The sequence below is a fragment of the Sinomonas cyclohexanicum genome, assembly GCF_020886775.1.
Lineage (GTDB): Bacteria > Actinomycetota > Actinomycetes > Actinomycetales > Micrococcaceae > Sinomonas > Sinomonas cyclohexanicum.
In genome coordinates this window covers 815,909-837,084 of sequence record NZ_AP024525.1, presented here as the reverse complement: position 1 = coordinate 837,084, position 21,176 = coordinate 815,909, and the positions used below count along the sequence as shown (strand labels likewise).

General features: G+C 67.2%; 9 protein-coding genes and 3 rRNA genes. 2 read left to right on the top strand and 10 right to left on the bottom strand.

Translation table 11 applies throughout. The features are described 5' to 3' along the window. Positions 1 to 29: 29 nt before the first annotated feature. Entirely contained in the window at positions 30 to 1,049 is a 1,020-nt protein-coding gene (locus SCMU_RS04035) for a LacI family DNA-binding transcriptional regulator (protein ID WP_229231737.1), read from the top strand. 32 nt (positions 1,050 to 1,081) lie between these two features. Here the strand turns inward: SCMU_RS04035 and SCMU_RS04030 are convergent, their stop codons facing one another. The 7 genes from SCMU_RS04030 to SCMU_RS03995 all read right to left on the bottom strand — a co-directional run bounded on the left by SCMU_RS04030 (position 1,082) and on the right by SCMU_RS03995 (position 15,269). Further along, a complete protein-coding gene (locus SCMU_RS04030) occupies positions 1,082 to 1,585 on the bottom strand; it encodes an SRPBCC domain-containing protein (protein WP_189694316.1) in 504 nt (167 codons plus the stop codon). Positions 1,586 to 1,651: 66 nt separating this feature from the next. Further along, a 5S ribosomal RNA gene (gene rrf / locus SCMU_RS04025) occupies positions 1,652 to 1,768 on the bottom strand. Between the two features lie 193 nt (positions 1,769 to 1,961). Further along, positions 1,962 to 5,081, bottom strand: a 23S ribosomal RNA gene (locus SCMU_RS04020). A gap of 515 nt (positions 5,082 to 5,596) precedes the next feature. Then, positions 5,597 to 7,116: ribosomal RNA gene (locus tag SCMU_RS04015) — 16S ribosomal RNA — on the bottom strand. Together the 16S, 23S and 5S rRNA genes form the textbook arrangement of a ribosomal RNA operon. A 443-nt stretch (positions 7,117 to 7,559) precedes the next feature. Then, a complete protein-coding gene (gene glgB, locus SCMU_RS21130) occupies positions 7,560 to 11,375 on the bottom strand; it encodes a 1,4-alpha-glucan branching protein GlgB (protein WP_443020211.1) in 3,816 nt (1,271 codons plus the stop codon). Continuing rightward, on the bottom strand, positions 11,372 to 13,168 hold the full coding sequence (treS, locus tag SCMU_RS04000) for a maltose alpha-D-glucosyltransferase (RefSeq protein WP_229231736.1): 1,797 nt from the start codon (positions 13,166 to 13,168) through the stop codon (positions 11,372 to 11,374). The genes glgB and treS overlap by 4 nt, the downstream gene beginning before the upstream one ends. Before the next feature lie 73 nt (positions 13,169 to 13,241). Beyond that, the gene (locus SCMU_RS03995) at positions 13,242 to 15,269 is read right to left on the bottom strand and encodes an alpha-1,4-glucan--maltose-1-phosphate maltosyltransferase (RefSeq protein WP_229231735.1); all 2,028 of its coding nucleotides are present in this window, start codon (positions 15,267 to 15,269) and stop codon (positions 13,242 to 13,244) included. 200 nt (positions 15,270 to 15,469) lie between these two features. Here SCMU_RS03995 and glgP point away from each other — a divergent pair, with 200 nt between their 5' ends. After that, entirely contained in the window at positions 15,470 to 18,103 is a 2,634-nt protein-coding gene (gene glgP / locus SCMU_RS03990) for an alpha-glucan family phosphorylase (RefSeq protein WP_229231734.1), read from the top strand. A gap of 117 nt (positions 18,104 to 18,220) precedes the next feature. On the opposite strand, the gene SCMU_RS03985 is transcribed toward glgP, so the two are convergent. The 3 genes from SCMU_RS03985 to glgX are packed head-to-tail and all read right to left on the bottom strand — an operon-like array spanning position 18,221 to position 21,127. Next, on the bottom strand, positions 18,221 to 18,505 hold the full coding sequence (locus SCMU_RS03985; RefSeq protein ID WP_229231733.1) for a barstar family protein: 285 nt from the start codon (positions 18,503 to 18,505) through the stop codon (positions 18,221 to 18,223). A 49-nt stretch (positions 18,506 to 18,554) separates the two neighbouring features. Next, on the bottom strand, positions 18,555 to 19,043 hold the full coding sequence (locus SCMU_RS03980; protein ID WP_229231732.1) for a ribonuclease domain-containing protein: 489 nt from the start codon (positions 19,041 to 19,043) through the stop codon (positions 18,555 to 18,557). Continuing rightward, positions 19,040 to 21,127, bottom strand: coding sequence for a glycogen debranching protein GlgX (gene glgX, locus SCMU_RS03975; protein ID WP_443020265.1), 2,088 nt, complete (start codon positions 21,125 to 21,127; stop codon positions 19,040 to 19,042). Before glgX ends, SCMU_RS03980 begins: the two co-directional genes overlap by 4 nt. Between the last annotated feature and the right edge of the window lie 49 nt (positions 21,128 to 21,176).

Here is a 21,176-nt window from a genome sequence, read left to right as displayed (position 1 = left end):
CTGCTGGGGGCATGAGGGATGAGTCCGGTGTGAGCGTGAGCATCCGCGACGTCGCGCAATCGGCAGGCGTCTCGATGGCCACCGTGTCCCGTGCCCTCAGCGGCCGCGGGAATGTCTCGGAGCGGAGCCGGCTCCGGGTCCTCGAGGCCGCCGAGTCCCTCGGATTCGTTCCCTCCTACAACGCCTCGAGCCTGGCCTCCGGCCGCACCCGCAACATCGGCGTCATGGTCCCCACCGTGAGGCGGTGGTTCTTCTCGAGCGTCCTCGAGGGCGTCTCCAAGACCCTGCTCGAGGCCGGCTATGACCTCACCCTGTACAACACCGGAGAGCAGGCGGGGAACCGGCAGAGCGTCCTGACAGACTTCCTGCGGCGGCAGAGGCTCGACGGCGTCGTGGCCGTCTCCCTCGAGCTCTCGCCGAAGGAGGTCGCCCAGCTCCTCCGCGTGGGCCGGCCGGTGGTCGGCCTCGGCGGGCCCATCGAAGGAGCGGCAACGCTCCACATCGACGACTTTGCGGTCGCCAGGCTGGCTACCGAGCACCTCCTCGGCCTGGGCCACACGGACATCGCGCACCTGAGCGGTACCGCCGAGTTCGAGCGAGACTTCGCCCTGCCCGCGAACCGGCGCCTCGGTTTCGAGGCCGCCATGGCCGACGCGGGAATCCCCGTGCGGCCCGAGTGGCTCGTCGCCACGGACTTCACGATCCCGGGCGCGCATCAGGCCGCCAAGCGCCTGCTCGCCGGCCCGGCTCGGCGACCGAGCGCCATCTTCGCCGCTTCTGACGAGATGGCCATCGGAGCCATCACCGCGGCACAGCAGCTGGGCCTCCACGTCCCCTACGACGTCTCTGTCGTGGGCATCGACGGGCACGAGCTGGGCGGGATGTTCGGCCTCACGACCTTCGACCAAGCGCCGGCGCGCCAGGGTGCCGATGCGGCGCGCATGCTCCTCAGCGAGCTCGAGTCGGACGGCGCCAAGCCCCAGAGCCGCGCGATCGAGCCGGAGTTCATCGTCCGCACGAGCACGGCCGTGCCGAGGGCACTTCGCTAGCGCCCGTCGGGGGCCTTCGATCGTCAACGCCTCTAGGTCTCCTCGACCGAATCGGCCGGCTGGCCGAAGAACGCCGCGAAACGGCCGAGGATGACGGACCAGTCGGCGTACTTCTCGTACTGCGCGCGCCCTTCGCGCCCGCGAGCCCAGCCGTCGTGCGTGAGCACGACGACGGTCTGGTCGCCGTCATCGGCGAACTCGACGCGTACGCGCGTGGGCGCATCCGCGGGCCCCGCGAGCGTCCAGGCGAACTCGAGGAGCGACCCAGGCTCCTCGCCCGTCACCTCGCCCCACGAGCGCAGCTGCCCATCGGGGCCTTCCTCCCCCACGATGCCGTCCTCGATGAACGGATGCGTCCCCTCGCCGAATCCGGTGTAGGAGGACGGCCACCAGAGGTGCAGGTCCCCGACGAACGCGTTGTACACGATGTCTCTGGGAGCCGGGAGGCGCACCCGGGCGACGCGCGACGGCGGCGCCTCGCCACTCGCGGTCACGTCACGTTCCGGACGCGCAGCGTGGGAGAAGAGCGAATCCATGTGCCGATCCTAGCTGTGTTAAATGTCAGGACCCCCGGCCGTGTGGTCGGGGGTCCTGGAATGGTTGTCCGGCGGTGTCCTACTCTCCCACACCCTGGCGGGTGCAGTACCATCGGCGCTGTGGGTCTTAGCTTCCGGGTTCGGGATGGGTCCGGGCGTTTCCCCCACGCTGTGGCCGCCGTAACCCTTTGTCCCGTCCCCCGGGGTGGGGGTGGGAAGCTGTGGTCACGGTTGTTGTCCGTGGATCTGTGTTCGGTTGTGGCTGCGGTGCCCGTGTCCGCCCCGTGGTGTGGGGCGGGGGTGGGGTTTGTTGTCTGGGGACCGTATGGTGGACGCGTAGCATGCTTGGTTTCCTGCACCACCGGGTGGGTGGTGTGTGTTGAGGTTGTCGGCCTATTAGTACCGGTCGGCTTCGACAGTCTTCAGTCCTGTCTTCCACGTCCGGCCTATCAACCCAGTGGTCTGCTGGGGGCCTCTCGCCCTTGCGGGCATGGAGATCTCATCTTGAAGTGGGCTTCCCGCTTAGATGCTTTCAGCGGTTATCCCTTCCGAACGTAGCCAACCAGCCGTGCACCTGGCGGTACAACTGGCACACCAGAGGTTCGTCCGTCCCGGTCCTCTCGTACTGGGGACAGCCCTTCTCAGATCTCCTGCGCGCGCAGCGGATAGGGACCGAACTGTCTCACGACGTTCTAAACCCAGCTCGCGTACCGCTTTAATGGGCGAACAGCCCAACCCTTGGGACCTACTCCAGCCCCAGGATGCGACGAGCCGACATCGAGGTGCCAAACCATGCCGTCGATATGGACTCTTGGGCAAGATCAGCCTGTTATCCCCGAGGTACCTTTTATCCGTTGAGCGACGGCCCTTCCACGAGGTGCCGCCGGATCACTAGTCCCGACTTTCGTCCCTGCTCGAGATGTCTCTCTCACAGTCAAGCCCCCTTGTGCACTTGCACTCGCCACCTGGTTGCCGACCAGGCTGAGGGGACCTTTGGGCGCCTCCGTTACTCTTTGGGAGGCAACCGCCCCAGTTAAACTACCCGTCAGGCACTGTCCCTGGCCCGGATCACGGGCCGAGGTTGAGGTGTCCAAAGCGACCAGAGTGGTATTTCAACGATGACTCCGCCGCCACTGGCGTGACGGCCTCACAGTCTCCCACCTATCCTACACAAGCCGCTCCGAACACCAATACCAAACTGTAGTGAAGGTCTCGGGGTCTTTCCGTCCTGCTGCGCGTAACGAGCATCTTTACTCGTAGTGCAATTTCGCCGAGTTCACGGTCGAGACAGCGGGGAAGTCGTTACTCCATTCGTGCAGGTCGGAACTTACCCGACAAGGAATTTCGCTACCTTAGGATGGTTATAGTTACCACCGCCGTTTACTGGGGCTTGAATTCTCCGCTTCGCTCGTGAGAGCTGACGGGTCCTCTTAACCTTCCAGCACCGGGCAGGAGTCAGTCCGTATACATCGTCTTGCGACTTCGCACGGACCTGTGTTTTTAGTAAACAGTCGCTTCCCCCTGGTCTCTGCGACCCCGACCCCCTCCCACCGGCGCGCGGTGTTCAGGGTTGGGGTCCCCCTTCTCCCGAAGTTACGGGGGCATTTTGCCGAGTTCCTTGACCGTGATTCTCTCGATCGCCTTGGTATTCTCTACCTGATCACCTGTGTCGGTTTGGGGTACGGGCGGCTGGGACCTCGCGTCGATGCTTTTCTCGGCAGCATAGGATCACCCGATCCCCCCGCGAGGGGGTCCCGTCGGATCTCAGGCCTGATGCGCGGCGGATTTGCCGGCCGCGCGCCCTACATCCTTGGACCAGGTCAACCATCGCCTGGCCGGGCTGCCTTCCTGCGTCACACCTGTTAATACGCTTGCCTCGCAGCTCCGGGTCCCGCGCGCGCCCCCCGGTACAGGTCCCGAAGGACCCATGGTGGGGGGATTGGGCGGTCAGCATCGGCTGTCCGGCATGGGCGGTCCTTCGCCGGTACGGGAATATCGACCCGTTGTCCATCGACTACGCCTGTCGGCCTCGCCTTAGGTCCCGACTTACCCAGGGCAGATGAGCTTGACCCTGGAACCCTTGATCATCCGGCGGACGGGTTTCCCACCCGTCTTTCGCTACTCATGCCTGCATTCTCACTCGTGCGGCCTCCACCCCTCGATCACTCGGGGGCTTCACTGCCCGCACGACGCTCCCCTACCCAGCCCCACCCCTGAACCACGAAGGCTAGGGCACACATGGGACTGCCACGGCTTCGGCGGTGTGCTTGAGCCCCGCTACATTGTCGGCGCGGAATCACTTGACCAGTGAGCTATTACGCACTCTTTCAAGGGTGGCTGCTTCTAAGCCAACCTCCTGGTTGTCTGGGCAACTCCACATCCTTTCCCACTTAGCACACGCTTGGGGGCCTTAGCCGGTGGTCTGGGCTGTTTCCCTCTCGACTACGAAGCTTATCCCCCGCAGTCTCACTGCTGCGCTCTCACTTGCCGGCATTCGGAGTTTGGCTGACGTCAGTAACCTTGTGGGGCCCATCGGCCATCCAGTAGCTCTACCTCCGGCAAGAAACACGCAACGCTGCACCTAAATGCATTTCGGGGAGAACCAGCTATCACGGAGTTTGATTGGCCTTTCACCCCTACCCACAGCTCATCCCCTCCATTTTCAACTGAAGTGGGTTCGGTCCTCCACGACGTCTTACCGTCGCTTCAACCTGGCCATGGGTAGATCACTCCGCTTCGGGTCCAGACCACGCCACTGAACGCCCTGTTCAGACTCGCTTTCGCTACGGCTCCCCCACACGGGTTAACCTCGCGACGTGGCACTGACTCGCAGGCTCATTCTTCAAAAGGCACGCCATCACAGGAACAAGGCCTGCTCTGACGGTTTGTAGGCGCACGGTTTCAGGTACTGTTTCACTCCCCTCCCGGGGTACTTTTCACCTTTCCCTCACGGTACTTGTCCGCTATCGGTCATCGGGTAGTATTCAGGCTTATCAGGTGGTCCTGACAGATTCACACGGGATTCCTCGGGCCCCGTGCTACTCGGGCACCTCCCCAGGGCTGCGACAGGCGTTCCGGCTACGGGACTCACACCCTCTCCGGCCGGCCGTTCAAGACCGTTCGCCTACACCACCGCAACACCCCCGACCACCGGCAGATGATCGAAAGGAAGGCCCCACAACCCCATGCGCGCAACCCCTGCCGGGTATCACACGCGCACAGTTTGGCCTCGTCCGCGTTCGCTCGCCACTACTGACGGAATCACTCTTGTTTTCTCTTCCTGCGGGTACTGAGATGTTTCACTTCCCCGCGTTCCCCCCACACCGTCTATGCGTTCAACGGCGGGTCACCGCATCAAGTGCGGCGGGGTTTCCCCATTCGGACACCCTGGGATCACAGTCCGGTTATCGACTCCCCCAGGCTTATCGCAGATTCCCACGTCCTTCATCGGCTCCCGATGCCAAGGCATCCACCGTGCGCCCTTGGAAACTTCAACACAACAAAGACCAAGGACACACAACCACACGGCACGCCAGAGCGCCCGTGCGTGTACGTCCTACAACTCGAAAAACGAGATTGCTAGATGCTCGCGTCCACTATACAGTTCTCAAACAACAACCCCCACAGCCCCCACACGCACCGCCGCGAAGCGGCACGCCGGGAGAAGGCGGGCACCACACGCCCCACCCACCGCCCCGCCCCGCCGCACAGGCAGGACAGGAACAGCAAGACAGGGCGCGGGGACGCTTGTTGTCCCAGGACCCAACAGTGTGCCAAGGACCCCACCCCCACCGCAAAACCACGGCCCCACCGCTTTCCAGCCCCCCCCACAGGGGAGGCGTACTCACGAAGGGCCGCACCGCACGGGGCACGGGCCACAGAATCGCCGATGTTCCACCCACGAGCACCCGCCGGAGAACACATGTCTCCGCAGCGGGGCTGCCATCCCCCCGGGCACCGGGCAGCCATGCGGCCGCCGGCACCACCACCGGGGGGTGCAATGCTCCTTAGAAAGGAGGTGATCCAGCCGCACCTTCCGGTACGGCTACCTTGTTACGACTTAGTCCCAATCGCCAGTCCCACCTTCGACGGCTCCCCCCCACAAGGGGTTGGGCCACCGGCTTCGGGTGTTACCGACTTTCGTGACTTGACGGGCGGTGTGTACAAGGCCCGGGAACGTATTCACCGCAGCGTTGCTGATCTGCGATTACTAGCGACTCCGACTTCATGGGGTCGAGTTGCAGACCCCAATCCGAACTGAGACCGGCTTTCTGGGATTGGCTCCACCTCACAGTATCGCAACCCTTTGTACCGGCCATTGTAGCATGCGTGAAGCCCAAGACATAAGGGGCATGATGATTTGACGTCGTCCCCACCTTCCTCCGAGTTGACCCCGGCAGTCTCCCATGAGTCCCCACCCGAAGTGCTGGCAACATGGAACGAGGGTTGCGCTCGTTGCGGGACTTAACCCAACATCTCACGACACGAGCTGACGACAACCATGCACCACCTGTGAACCGGCCCCGAAGGGAGGCCCCATCTCTGGGACGGTCCGGCACATGTCAAGCCTTGGTAAGGTTCTTCGCGTTGCATCGAATTAATCCGCATGCTCCGCCGCTTGTGCGGGCCCCCGTCAATTCCTTTGAGTTTTAGCCTTGCGGCCGTACTCCCCAGGCGGGGCACTTAATGCGTTAGCTGCGGCGCGGAAACCGTGGAATGGCCCCCACACCTAGTGCCCAACGTTTACGGCATGGACTACCAGGGTATCTAATCCTGTTCGCTCCCCATGCTTTCGCTCCTCAGCGTCAGTTACAGCCCAGAGACCTGCCTTCGCCATCGGTGTTCCTCCTGATATCTGCGCATTTCACCGCTACACCAGGAATTCCAGTCTCCCCTACTGCACTCCAGCCTGCCCGTACCCACTGCAGACCCGGGGTTGAGCCCCGGGCTTTCACAGCAGACGCGACAAACCGCCTACGAGCTCTTTACGCCCAATAATTCCGGATAACGCTCGCGCCCTACGTATTACCGCGGCTGCTGGCACGTAGTTAGCCGGCGCTTCTTCTGCAGGTACCCTCACTCACGCTTGTTCCCTGCTGAAAGGGGTTTACAACCCGAAGGCCGTCATCCCCCACGCGGCGTCGCTGCATCAGGCTTCCGCCCATTGTGCAATATTCCCCACTGCTGCCTCCCGTAGGAGTCTGGGCCGTGTCTCAGTCCCAGTGTGGCCGGTCACCCTCTCAGGCCGGCTACCCGTCGTCGCCTTGGTAGGCCATCACCCCACCAACAAGCTGATAGGCCGCGAGCCCATCCAAGACCGCACAAGGCTTTCCACCCCCCACCATGCGGCAGGAGGTCCTATCCGGTATTAGACCCAGTTTCCCAGGCTTATCCCAGAGTCAAGGGCAGGTTGCTCACGTGTTACTCACCCGTTCGCCACTAATCCACCCCGAAGGGCATCATCGTCCGACTTGCATGTGTTAAGCACGCCGCCAGCGTTCATCCTGAGCCAGGATCAAACTCTCCGTCAAAAAACACGCCAACCAGAAACCCCAGGAAAATGAGGCCACCAGCCAGCAGAAAATGATCCGGCATCAAACACCCAGCCACGCACACAGGGGCGCACGCAACCAGGCAACTGATAACCAAAAAAATGGCATCAACAAAACTTGGCACACTATTGAGTTCTCAAACAACAAACACCCGCAGGTAACACCCCCGGCCCATCCAGACCGTTCGCTTCCCCGCGGCAACAAGATCCAAACTTACCCGCGTCGCTCCTCGGAGTCAAACCGGCCGTTCGGCCGCATCTTCGTCCGTGATCTGGTGGGTAGTTGCCGCTCCACGACGAGGTTTCCCTCGTCCTTGGCGCGGGATAAAACTATACCACCGCTCGGGCGCCGGCGCCAACCGGCGCCCGAGCTGGGGTCAGAAGCTGCGCTCAGGATGCCCAGACGCTGCTGCCGTGGACTCGCTACCGGGCCGCGCGGTGAGTGTCTGGGACGAGGTAGACCGCGCCCAGCGGCGGGAGCGTGAGAACGGCCGAGGCCGGCTTGCCGTCCCACTCCCGGGCCTCAGCCACAACGAGCCCGCCGTTCGTGACGCCGGATCCACCGAACTCGGTCGCGTCGGTGTTCACAGCCTCGCGCCAGCGGCCGGCAAGCGGCATCCCCACCATGTAGTCGAGGTGCGGGTTGCCCGCGAAGTTCACGATGCACACGAGCGGCGTGCCGTCCTTGGACCACCTGATGAACGAGAGCACGTTATGGTCGCCATCGTCGCCCCTGATCCACTCGAAGCCGGCCGGATCGTTGTCCTTCTCGAACAGCGCGGGCGTCTCGCGATACACCGTGTTGAGCTCGCGGATGAGTGTCTGCAGACCCTTGTGGGGCTCCATGTCAGCCATCCACCACTCGAGCCCGTGCTCCTGGTTCCACTCCCCCTCCTGGCCGAACTCGCAGCCCATGAAGATGAGCTGCTTCCCCGGGTGTGCCCACTGGAACGCATAGAACGCACGCAGGTTGGCGAGCTGCTTCCAGCGGTCCCCCGGCATCTTGCGGAGCATTGAGCCCTTGCCGTGCACGACCTCGTCGTGGCTGATGGGCAGGAGGAAGTTCTCACTGAACGCGTACACGATCGAGAACGTCATCTTGTTGTGGTGCCATCTGCGGTTGACCGGGTCCTCCTCCATGTACTGGAGCGAGTCGTGCATCCAGCCCATGTTCCACTTCAGGCCGAACCCCAGGCCGTTGAGCGAGGTGGGCTTCGTCACGCCTGGGAACGCCGTGGACTCCTCGGCGATCGTGATGATGCCCGGATTGCGCTTGTACGCAGTCGCGTTCGTCTCCTGGAGGAAGGAGATCGCCTCGAGGTTCTCGCGGCCGCCGTACTGGTTGGGCCGCCACTGGCCTTCCTCACGCGAGTAGTCCAGGTACAGCATGGACGCCACCGCGTCGACGCGGAGCCCGTCGATGTGGAACTCCTCGAACCAGTACAGGGCATTGGCCACGAGGAAGTTCCGCACCTCGGTGCGGCCGAAGTTGAAGATGAGCGTGCCCCAGTCGGGGTGCTCCCCCTGCTGCGGGTCGGCGTGCTCGTAGAGGGGCTCGCCGTCGAACTTCGCGAGCGCCCACTCGTCCTTGGGGAAGTGCGCCGGGACCCAGTCCACGATCACGCCGATGCCGGCCTGGTGCAGGCTGTCGACGAGGTGACGAAAGTCGTCCGGATGGCCAAAGCGCGAGGTCGGAGCGTAGTACGACGTCACCTGATAGCCCCAGGATCCGCCGAACGGGTGCTCTGCGACCGGCATGAACTCGACGTGGGTGAAGCCCATGGTCGTCACGTACTCGACCAGCTGCTCGGCGAGCTCGCGGTATCCGAGGCCGGGCCTCCACGAGCCCAGGTGCACCTCGTAGACGCTCATCGGCGCGTTGTGCGGGTCCGTCTTGGCGCGCGCCGCCATCCACTCGTCGTCCTTGAACGCGTAGTTCGACTCGACGACGCGGGACGCGGTCCGCGGGGGCACCTCGGTCCCGAACGCCATGGGGTCGGCGCGCTCCACCCAGTGGCCGTGGCGGGTGAGGATCCCGAACTTGTAGCACATCCCTGCTACTACGCCCGGGACAAAGACTTCCCACACCCCGGATGACCCGAGGCTGCGCATAGCGTGCTCGCGCCCGTCCCAACCGTTGAAATCGCCGCGCACCTGCACTGCCTGGGCATTCGGCGCCCACACCTTGAACGAGGTGCCCTCGACGTCGCCGAGGACCGAGTGGTGCCGCTCCACGTGGGCGCCGAGCGCACGCCACAGCTCCTCGTGGCGGCCCTCGCCGATGAGATGCAGGTCAAGCTCGCCGATGCTCGGCATGTAGCGGTACGGATCGTCGACCGTGACGAGGTGGCCCTCGCCGTACTCGACCTCGAGCCGGTAGTCCGGCACATGGCCCGGCTCCCTCTCGGGCGCGGTGCCCACCCACACACCGTGGGCCTCGTGCGCGAGCGGAATGCGCCCATCGGGGGTGATGGCCGTGACGGCCGTCGCGAGGTGCTTGAGGACGCGGATGGTGACCGTTCCCGCACCGTCCAGGTGCGCGCCGAGCACCGCGTGGGGCGCGTGGTACGCGCCGGCGGCAATCCGGGCGAGGACATCCGTATCCACAGGAATCGGAGCCGCCTGTCCCGCGCCGTCCAGCGTATGCGTGGGCGCGGCCACGGTTCCGGCGTCGCCCGCCGGGCCCCCGCCAGAGCCCGCCTCGTGATGTCCCTGTACCACGTCCATCTCCTCCCCGGGCCGCGTTCCCGCCGTCCCGATATCTGTCCCCTCCGGCTGCCCCGCGGGCGCGCCGGTCAAACCGGTCAGACCGTCACCTCGTCCGGACCTGGCCGCCTCGGGCAGCCATGCCTCGAGCGCGGTCCTCGCCGCGCGGAGCGGGATCTCGGCCCACGCTGGCCGGTTCCGCTCCTCGTAGGAAACCTCATACAGGGCCTTGTCGAGCCAGAGCGCGGCGAACAGGGCTGTCCCGAACGGGCTCGCCCCGCCAGCCACCGAGGAGTACCCGGCCCAGAAGGCCTGTCCCGCCGCATCGGCCCAGCCCTCGGAGACGCGCGCAGTGGGGTCGGTGCGGCGTGCCGCACCCGCGGCATAGTCGAACGAGCGGAGCATGCCCACCACGTCGCGGAGCACGAGGTCGGGCTGGCTCCGCTCCGCGACGGGCCGCAGCGGCTCGCCCTCGAAGTCAAGGATGGCGAAGGGCCGCTCGGCATTGGCGAAATGAAGGACCTGGCCCAGGTGGAAGTCGCCGTGGATGCGCTGGACCACGAGGCTGTCGCCGGGCCGGACCAGCGAGTCCAGGAGCGCCTCGAGGGCCTCGTCGGGCACACCGACGCTCGTGCGGACCTCCGCCCACGCCGCACGAAGCCGGTCGGAGAGCCGTCCCATGAACGCGTCGACGGCCTCACCGGTGAGCACCTGCGTGCCCAGCGTGCGGGCGAGCGCGGCGTGGATGCGGGCGGTTGCGGCACCCAGCCCGCGCGCCTCCTCGGAGAGATCGTTCCCCTGCGCGGCGGCCTCGAGCGCGAAGCGCCACATGTCCTCGCCGCCACCGAGGAATTCGTGGGCGACGGCGAGCTGTCCCCTCGCGAGCGCACCCGACGGCAGGCTCCACTCGGCATCGACCCAGCCCAGCGCCGTCGCCGCGTCGGTCGCGTGAGCGCGTGCGAGCGCGGCCCCGAGTTCTACCTCCGGGTTGGTTCCTTCCGCGAGCTGCCTGAACACCTTCACCATCGCGTCCCCGGCGGGCGAGCGCACGATGATCGAGGAGTTGGACTGCTCGCCTCGAAGGACGGCCGCTGAGAGGCTCCCCGAGGGGAGCGAGCCCTCGCCGCTCGAGGCGCCGACCGCCGTGGTGCCTTCGCAGCCAACGCGGGTGCCCGCCGCCATGAGGCGCACGAGTGCCGCGACGAAGGCGGGGTCATGGCAGCCGTCGTAGATCCACCGCATACCGAGCTCCGAGTGCCGGCTCTGGGCCAGGAGTGCGTGCTCCGCGCCATCCAGGGGCTGTGCCCGGTACGTGAGCGGCACGTTAAGGGTGACCTCGAGCCGCCCGGCCATGACCCGCACGAGGTGGATCTCGATGCCGACCTCGCCCTCGGGGTCCTCGAGGCGGATGCCGCCCACGCGGGAGAAGGTCGCCTCGCGCCCCTTCGCCGGGTACCAGCGCTGGGATGGAAGCCATCGCTCGAGGATCTCAGCGAGCGGCGGCGTAAGGGTCGGCCGTGTCGCGTCCGTCATTCGACCAGCTCCCCCGTCGCGGGCTCCGGCACGATGAGGGGCAGCGCGGTGGTGACCGGGCTCGTCGGGACCGACGCGGCGTTGCGGATCCGCAGCCAGAAGTACCCGTGCGCCCCGAGCGTCACGTGGAAGCGGCCGTCCGGGCCCACCTGGGAGAACGGCTCACCGCCGAAGGCGTCGCGCAGGCCGCGCCCCGCGAACTCGGGCAGGTCAAGGGACGTCGCCACGGGATGGCCGGCGAGGTTGAACACGCACAGCATGGACTCCCCGCGCTGGTCGTGGGCGGCGTCGTCCGGCATCTCCCTCAGGTACGCGAGCACGCGCTCGCTCTCCGCGGGCACGTTGCGGTAGCCGCCGAGGCCGAACACCGGGTGCGCGCGCCGCACGCCGAGGATGTTCCGCATCCAGCGCAGCAGACTCCCGGAGTGCGCCATCTCCGCCTCGACGTTGGCCATCGCGTAGTTGTAGACGAGGGACTGGATGGTGGGGAGGTAGAGCTTGCCGGGGTCCGCGGTCGAGAAGCCCGCGTTGCGGTCCGGGTTCCACTGCATCGGTGTGCGGACGGCGTCCCGGTCCTCGAGCCAGATGTTGTCCCCCATGCCGATCTCGTCCCCGTAGTACAGGAACGGGCTGCCGGGCAGCGAGAGCAGGAGGGCGTTGATGAGCTCGATTTCGGCGCGCGAGTTGTCCAGCAGCGGCGCCAGCCGGCGCCGGATGCCCACGTTCGCGCGCATGCGCGGGTCCGAGGCGTACCACCCGAGCATCGCCTCGCGCTCCTCGACGGTGACCATCTCGAGGGTCAGCTCGTCGTGGTTGCGCAGGAACGTCCCCCACTGCGCGCCGTCGGGGATGGGCGGCGTGTCCACCATCGTGTCGATGATTGGCTGGGCCCGCGCGTCCCGCAGCGAGTAGTACAGGCGCGGCATGATCGGGAAGTGGAAGGCCATGTGGCATTCCGGCGTCTGGGGGGTGCCGAAGTACTCGACCACCTCGTGCGGGGGCTGGTTGGCCTCCGCGATGATGATGCGGCCCGGATACTTGTGGTCCATGAACTCCCGCAGCTTCGCGAGGAAGACGTGCGTGGCGGGGAGGTTCTCGCAGTTGGTCCCCTCCTCCGCGTAGAGGTACGGGATCGCGTCGGCGCGGATGCCGTCCACGCCCTGGTCGAGCCAGAACTGCACGACGTCGAAGATCGCCTCCTGGACCTTGGGGTTCTCGTAGTTCAGGTCAGGCTGGTGGCTGAAGAAGCGGTGCCAGAAGAACTGCCGCCGAATCGGATCGAAGGTCCAGTTGGAGTCCTCGGTGTCGATGAAGATGATGCGGGCTTCCTGGTACTTCTCGTCCGTGTCGCTCCACATGTAGAAGTCGCCGTAGGGGCCGTCGGGGTCGCGGCGGGACTCCTGGAACCACCGGTGCTGGTCCGACGTGTGGTTGAGCGGGAGGTCGATGATGATCCGCACGCCGCGCGCATGGGCCTCGGCGACGAGCCGCTGGAAGTCGCTGATCGAACCGAACTCCGGGAGGACGCTCTCATAGTCGGAGACGTCATAGCCGCCGTCCCGCAAGGGCGACTCGAAGAACGGAGGGAGCCACAGGCAGTCCACGCCGAGCCACTGCAGGTAGTCGAGCCGGTCGATGAGCCCCTGGATGTCACCCGAGCCGTCCCCGTTGGCGTCGTTGAAGGCCCGCACCAGGACCTCGTAGAAGACGGCCTTCTTGTACCAGGACGGGTCGTGCCTGAGGCCGGGGGCGTTGACGTTGAAGTTCGGCTGTGCCTGCTGGCCGATGTTCATGGGCTAGGTGGTCTCCTTCGCGGTGGGTCGCGCTCTTCAGGTGTACGACGTTAGCGCGGCACCCTCGAGGCGGCTAGCGGCGCACGTGCAGAATGTGCGCAGGCTCCACGTGCGCGTCGAGCCGCACATAGTTGTGCTCCCCCCACTGCCAGGACTGCCCCGAGAGCAGCTCGTCGACGCGGAACCGGCCGTCGGCGTCGAGCCTGTCCGGGTCCAGATCGAGCGCGGCGAGGTCGAGGGTCACCGTGCTCTCCCGCGTCGAGTGCGGGTCCACGTTCACCACCACGATCACCGTGTCCTTGGTGCCGTCCGGGAGCACCTTGTGCTTCGAGTACACGACCGTGGCGTCGTCCGTGCTCGAGTGCAGGGTCAGGTTCTGCAGGTCGAGGAGCGCGGGGTGGGCGCGGCGGATCTCGTTCAGGCGCGTGATGTAGGGCGCGAGAGAACGCCCCGCGGCCTCCTCGCCGGCCCAATCGCGCTGCTTGTACTCGTACTTCTCGTTGTCGATGTACTCCTCGGCGCCCGGCCGGGCCACGTGCTCGAAGAGCTCGTAGCCCGCGTACACGCCCCACAGCGGGCTTGCGGTCGAGGCCAGGACTGCCCGGACCTTGAATGCGGGCTTCCCGCCGAACTGCAGGTACTCGGTGAGGATGTCCGGGGTGTTCACGAAGAGGTTGGGCCGGTAGAAGGGGGCCCACTCCTTCGAGATCATCGTGAAGAACTCCTCGAGCTCGGACCGCGTGTTCCGCCACGTGAAGTACGTGTAGGACTGCTGGAAGCCGGCCCGGCCCAGCGCCTTCATCATGGCCGGCCGGGTGAACGCCTCGGCGAGGAACACGACGTCGGGGTTCTTCTTGGCCACCTTGCCCAGGAGCCACTCCCAGAACCAGACCGGCTTGGTGTGCGGGTTGTCGACTCGGAAGATCTTCACGCCGTGGTCGATCCACAGGTTCACGATCCGCAGGATCTCCTTCGAGAGCCCCTCCGGATCGTTGTCGAAGTTGAGCGGATAGATGTCCTGGTACTTCTTCGGCGGGTTCTCTGCGTACGCGATCGAGCCGTCCACGCGCCGCGTGAACCACTCGGGGTGGGAGGTGGCCCACGGATGGTCCGGTGATGCCTGCAGCGCGAGATCGATCGCGACCTCGAGCCCCAGCTCCTCGGCGCGGGCCACGAACGCGTCGAAGTCCTCGAACGTGCCGAGGTCCGGGTGGATCGAGTCGTGGCCGCCCTCCGCGGCGCCGATCGCCCACGGCGAGCCGGGATCGGCCGGGCCGGCGTTGAGAGTGTTGTTCGGTCCCTTCCGGAACGCCCTGCCGATCGGGTGGATCGGGGGCAGGTAGATGACGTCGAAGCCCATCGCCGCCACTCCGGGCAGCCGCTCCGCCGCGCTGCGCAGCGTGCCGGACGTCCACTCGCCGGTCTCGAGGTTGCGCACGGCGCCCTCGGACCGGGGGAAGAACTCGTACCACGCGCCCCGTCCGGCACGCTCGCGCTCCACGAGGAGCGGGAAGTGCTGGCTCTCGGCCACGAGTTCGCGGATCGGGAGGCGCTCGACGGCGGCGCGCACCTCCTCGCTCTCGCCCGCGGCGAGGCGCTCCTCGACGGGCCTCGAGGTGTCGGCGAGCGCCTGAGCAGCCGAGCGGAAGGCTCCGCGGTCCGCGGCGGTGCGGGCGTCGTCGTCGGCCGCCTCCCTCAGCAGCGCGGCGCCCTCGGCGAGCATGAGCTCCACGTCGATGCCGGCGGCAATCTTGACCTCGGCGTTGTGGTGCCACGTGCCGTAGCGGTCGTGCCACGCCTCGATCGTGAAGGTCCACTCGCCCTCCCTCGTCGGGGTGAGCAGGCCGGTCCAGCGATCCAGGCCCTTGCCGTGCTCGGTGAGCCGGATCCGCTGCTTCTCCTTCCCCTTCGGGGAGTACAGGACGGCGCTCACGCCGAGCGCGTCATGGCCCTCGCGGAAGGCGGTGGCGCCCACCACGATCCCCTCTCCGGCCACGGCCTTGGCGGGGAACGTGCCGCCCTCCACCACGGGCGAGACGTCCGTTATCGGGAAGCGTCCGAAGCGGAGCTTGCCTGGGATGTTCGGCTCGAGTGCGGGCACGTCACGTCCTTTCGCGAAGGTGGGGCCGGTTTCCTCTCTGCGAGGGAGCCTGTCCTTGCGTCACGATAGCCCGCCTCGGAGGCGAATGCGAAGGCCGTGACGCTGCCCCCTCGCTCGTCCACCGGCGTGTTGGGCGCAGTTCACCGGCCTGTAACGCGGCACACTTCAACGGTGCGCGCCGCTCGGCTAATGTGGCGCAGGTGAAGGCCATCCGTAGATTCACCGTCCGCACCGTACTGCCGGAGCCCATCGCCGCCCTCGACACGCTGGCCACCAATCTCCGGTGGTCGTGGCACCAGCCCACGCGTGAGCTCTTCGCGGGCCTCGATCCCGAACTGTGGGAGGAGAGCAGGCACGACCCGGCGGGACTCCTCGGGCTCGTCACCCGCGAGCAGCTGCAGCGGCTCGCCCTCGATCCGGACGTGGTCGAGCGAGTGCGCGCGGCGGCGGACGACCTCCGACGCTACCTCGAGGAGCCGCGCTGGTACCAGGGCCTCGGCGAGGACGCCCCGCGGTGCATCGCCTACTTCTCCCCCGAGTACGGCATCACGGAGGTCCTCCCCCAGTACTCGGGCGGCCTCGGCATCCTTGCCGGCGACCACCTCAAGAGCGCGTCCGATCTCGGCGTGCCGCTGATCGGCGTGGGCCTGCTGTACCAGGCGGGCTACTTCAAGCAGGCGCTCTCCCGCGACGCGTGGCAGCAGGAGACCTACCCGGTCCTCGACCCGGATGCCCTGCCGCTGACGCTCCTCAGGGAGGACGACGGAACCCCGTGCGTCGTGACGCTGCCGCTTCCCAATGGGCGGAAGCTGCATGCCCAGATCTGGCGCGCTGACGTGGGCCGTGTGCCGCTGCTGCTGCTGGACTCGAACATCCCGTCGAATGACGACGGCGCACGCTCCATCACGGACCGGCTCTACGGCGGCGGCGGCGACCACCGGCTCCAGCAGGAGCTGCTCCTGGGCATGGGCGGGGTGAAGGCGCTGCGGATCTACCAGCGCCTCACCGGCGGCCCCGCGCCGGAGGTCTTCCACACCAACGAGGGCCACGCAGGCTTCCTCGGGATCGAGCGGATCCAGGAGCTCATGTCCGGCCCGCAGCCGCTCACGTGGGACGAGGCGCTCGTGGCCGGGCGCGCCTCGACCGTGTTCACGACGCATACCCCCGTGGCGGCAGGGATCGACCGGTTCGACGCCGCCCAGATCAAGTACTTCTTCGACGCCAGGCTCGCGCCGGACGTCCCGACGGCCAAGGTGCTCGAGCTCGGGCGCGAGAGCTACGACGGCGGCGACCCGGCCGTGTTCAACATGGCCGTCATGGGCCTGCGCCTCGCGCAGCGGGCCAACGGCGTGGCCAAGCTGCACGGCGAGGTCTCCCGCGAGATGTTCTCCGGCCTGTGGCCCGGGTTCGACAGCTCCGAGGTGCCCATCACGTCCGTGACGAACGGCGTGCACGTCCCCACGTGGGTGGACCCGCAGATCACCGGCATGGCCGACGAGCTCGCGCCGGGGGCCGGCGTGGGGCGCCGGTGGGACGTGGTGTTCAACGTCCCGGACGAGACGATCTGGCAGATCCGGCGCGAGCTGCGCGGTCGGCTCATCGAGGACGTGCGGCGCCGGGTCCGCTCGGCGTGGCGCAAGCGCGGCGCGGGCGAGGCCGAGCTGACGTGGACGGACTCGATCCTGAACCCCGACATCCTCACTATCGGGTTCGCGCGGCGGGTGCCCACCTACAAGCGGCTCACGCTCATGCTCCGCGACCCCGCCCGGCTCAAGCGGCTCCTGCTGGACCCCGAGCACCCGGCCCAGATCGTCATTGCCGGCAAGTCCCACCCCGCGGACGACGCCGGCAAGAAGATGATCCAGGACCTGGTCCACTTCACGGACGACCCCGAGGTGCGCCACCGCATCGCGTTCCTGCCGAACTATGACATCGCGATGGCCCGGACGCTGTTCCCCGGGTGCGACGTGTGGCTGAACAACCCGCTGCGCCCGCTCGAGGCGTGCGGCACCTCCGGGATGAAGGCCGCGATCAACGGTTCCCTGAACCTGTCCGTCCTCGACGGCTGGTGGGACGAGATGTACGACGGCTCCAACGGCTGGGCCATCCCCACCGCGAGCGGCACTTCGACCCCCCAGGAGCGCGACGACATCGAGGCGGCCGCCCTGTACGAACTCCTCGAGACCCAGATCGCCCCGCGCTTCTACGGCGCCTCCACCACCGGCATTGGCGCCGAGTCCGCTGGCGCGGCCGGCCCGTCCCTGGACGAGGACGGGCGCGCTGACAGCGTCGACACCGTGCCCACGCACTGGGTCTCCATGATCAAGCACACGCTCTCCCACCTTGGCCCCGCGGTCTCCGCCGACCGCATGGTGGGCGACTACGTCCGCGAGCTGTACACCCCGGCCGCCGTGGCCGGGCGGACCGTCCGGGGCGAGGACTACCGCCTCGCCCGCGAGCTCGCCGCGTGGACCAAGCACGTGCGCAGCAACTGGTCCCAGGTCCACGTGGAGCACATCGACTCGGGCGGGCTCTCGGAGGTGCCGCAGATCGGCGACAAGCTCGATGTGAGCGCATACCTGAACCTCGGCGTCCTCAATCCCGCCGATGTGCTCGTGGAGCTCGCCTACGGCAAGGTCGACGAAGCCGACCAGCTCACGGGCGTGGGCCTCGCCGAGCTCGAGCCCAGCGAGAACCTCGGCAACGGCCGTTACAAGTTCTCCGGGGCCGTCACCATCGAGAACTCCGGCGCGTTCGGGTACACCGTGCGCGTGATCCCGCGGCACAAGGGCCTGGCTTCCAAGGCCGAGCTCGGGCTCGTGGTCAACGCCTGATCGGAAAGCTTGGGGGCCTCCCTCGCCGCACGTCTGGGAGTCACCTCCTGCGGGTCCACCCGCGCGAGGTGACTCCCAGGAAGTGCCTCTCAGAAGCTGACCTCCAGGACGTGACTCTCAGGCGTGGGTGGGGGGAACCGTGCGGACCGTCAGTGTTCCCTCGGAGGCCGCGACGGCGTCCTCGAGGATTCCCTTCACGGCGGTGTAGGCGGGCCCTCTGCGGAAGGCCTCATGGACATGCCACTCAATCACGAGGGGCTCCCCCTCGCCAGTGGCCAGATCGGCGGCAAGGTCCTGGAGACAGTCGTTGAGCGCGTCCAGGTTCGCACCGTAGTAGTCAGGGAAGCGCAGCGCCTTCCCGAACGCCACGAGCACCTCCCGCTTCGATGCGGCAGCGGGCACGACGACGGTCCTCCGCCTCGCGCTGTTGGCCCCGGTCGTCACTGCCCGCTCACTCTCCTTCGACGATGAAGCGGAACGACGCGTAGTGGTCGTCCGTGTAGTACTTCTCCCCCTGACCGCCCGCGACGATCCGCCGGGCGCCCCTGTCCTGCGAGCCGGGCGTCACGACCGTGTACTCGTGGTAGTAGCCGCTCGCCTTGCCCGGCAGGATCTTCTCGAAGTTGCTGTACACGACCCCGTCGCGGCTGTACGGGTAGGGACCTCCGCTCTGGATGAGCGCGAGCGTGTCGCGGGCCTCCAGGGGCAGCTGTGACGCCCTGACCTCGGCAAGTCCGCTCGGGTTCGCCGAGGTGCGGTGGCCGCCCGAGGAGGGGGCCGGCGTCGTGCGCGGACCGGTCCCGGGCGAGGGCTGGGACGCGCCGGACGTCGGCGCCGCGCTGACGTCCGCGCCCGCCCCGCCGCGGGCGGCGAGGAACCCGAGGACCGCGACCGCGAGGATCACGAGCGGGATGAGCGCCCGCTTGAGCGCACAGCTCACGAGGCATTCCGCGCGCGGTAGATGGCGAGCGAGTAGGGCTCCGCGACGTCTTCCTGGCCCGAGGCGAAGACCGTCCCGATGCGATGCTCGGCGAGGTGGGAGGTCGAGTAGCGAAGCTCGAATGCCAGCTCGTGGGCCTGCGCCGCGCCGTCGCGGGGCAGGGCGGGGTACGTGACGTCCAGCTTCTCGGGGCCACCGTTGATCACCACGAAGCCGTCGAGGTAGCCGTCCTTCGATCCGATGAGGAATTGGAGGAGCCGCTCATGGGGATCATGCCACCGTCCCGGGTCCATCGGGTTCCCGTCCGCGCCGAACCAGTGGAAATAGTTGCTGTCCTCGCGCCCGGGGTAGCTGGGGGGCTGGCGCAGCAGGAAGTCCTTGCGGATCCGGATGAGCCATGCCGTGTGGTCCAGCAGCTCGCGCCCCGCCGTGTCGAGGTTCCAGTTGAGCCACGTCAGCTCGTTGTCCTGGCAGTACGCGTTGTTGTTGCCCTGCTGGGAACGGCCGAACTCGTCCCCGGCCGTGAACATCGGCACCCCAAGGGACACCATGAGCGTGGCCATGAGGTTCTTCACCGTCTGGGTCCGCGCCGCGATGATCGCCTCGACCTCGGTGCGGCCCTCGAACCCGTGGTTGTACGAGCGGTTGTGGGTGGCGCCGTCGCGGTTCTGCTCGCCGTTGGCCTCGTTGTGCTTGCGCTGGTAGGCCGTCAGGTCCGCGAGGGTGAAGCCGTCGTGGGCCGCCAGGAAGTTCACGGACGCGAGCGCCGTCCGCTGCGAGGCCGCGAACAGGCCGTGCGAGCCGGACAGCGCGTCGGCGAGGCGCGCCGTCGTGCCTCCCAGGCCGCCCGAGTCGAGCTCCGCGCGGTCGGAGAGCCAGAAGTCGCGGATTGTGTCCCGGTAGTGGTCGTTCCAGTCGGCCCAGCCCATCGGGAAGCGGCCGGTCTGCCAGCCGCCGAAGCCCAGGTCCCACGGCTCCGCGATGAGCTTGGTGCGTGAGATGACGGGGTCCGCGGCCGCCGCGACCAGGAACGGGTGCGCAGGCGTGAAGGCGTGCTGGCCGTCGCGGCACAGCGAGACGGCCAGATCGAATCGGAAGCCGTCAATCCGGTACTCTTCGGCCCACAGGCGCAGGGAGTCGAGCGCGAGCTGGACCACGCGCGGGTTCGAGAAGTCCAGCGTGTTGCCGCAGCCGGTCGTGTCGATGTACCGGCCCTCGGGGTCCGTGCGGTAATACTCCCGGTCGCCGAGGCCGCGGAAGCTGATCGGCGGCCCGCCGGCGCCCTCCTCCGCCGTGTGGTTGTACACGACGTCGAGGAAGACCTCGAGACCGGCCAGATGCAGGAGCTTCACCATGCCCTTGAACTCGTCCTGGACGGCCTGGGGGCCGGCGCTGCGCGCAGCCTCCGTCGCGTACGCGGGGTGGGGCGCGAAGAAGGCCGCCGTGTTGTAGCCCCAGTAGTTCGTCAGGCCGAGGTCCTGCAGGTGGGACTCGTCGAGGTGGAAATGGACGGGCAGCAGCTGGATGCTCGTGACGCCGAGCCGGTGGAAGTGCTCGATCATGGCCGGGTGCGCGAGGCCCGCGTACGTGCCGCGGAGTTCCTCGGGGATGTCCGGGTGGAGCATCGACTGGCCCTTGACGTGCGCCTCGTAGATGATCGTGTCCCTCATCGGGATGCCCGGGCGGTTCACGACGCCCCAGTCGAAGTCCGCGTGCACGCGGACGTTGAGCCACTGGTCGCCGACGCGGTCCACCGCCCGGCCGTAGGGGTCAAGCAGGAGCGTGCCGTGGCCCGGCCCCGGCGCAGCGCCCTCCGCGTCCGTGCGCGCCGCGAACGCGTACCTCGTGCCCTCCGGCATGCCCGCCACGAGCCCGTGGTGCACGCCGTCGGTGAACTCGGGCAACGGCTCCTTGCGCCACGCGCCCTCGTGGTCAATGAAGTGGACGTCCACGGCTTCGAGACCGGGCGCGTAGACAGCGAGGTTGACCGTGTGGCTCGCCTGCTGCTCGGCCGAGCGTGCGGGCGTGAGGCCGAGCGGGAACGGCTGCGACGGCGTCACCACGAACGCCAGCGGCATCGTCATGTTGCTCATGCTCATAGCATTCCCCGGCCCGTCGCCGGGGCCGAATCCT

Bases quoted from the DNA above. Each gene is read 5' to 3' on its own strand.
- SCMU_RS04030 (WP_189694316.1), bottom strand. From the start codon at position 1,585: ATGGATTCGCTCTTCTCCCACGCTGCGCGTCCGGAACGTGACGTGACC.
- glgB (WP_443020211.1), bottom strand. From the start codon at position 11,375: ATGACGGACGCGACACGGCCGACCCTTACGCCGCCGCTCGCTGAGATC.
- treS (WP_229231736.1), bottom strand. From the start codon at position 13,168: ATGAACATCGGCCAGCAGGCACAGCCGAACTTCAACGTCAACGCCCCC.
- glgX (WP_443020265.1), bottom strand. From the start codon at position 21,127: ATGACGATGCCGCTGGCGTTCGTGGTGACGCCGTCGCAGCCGTTCCCG.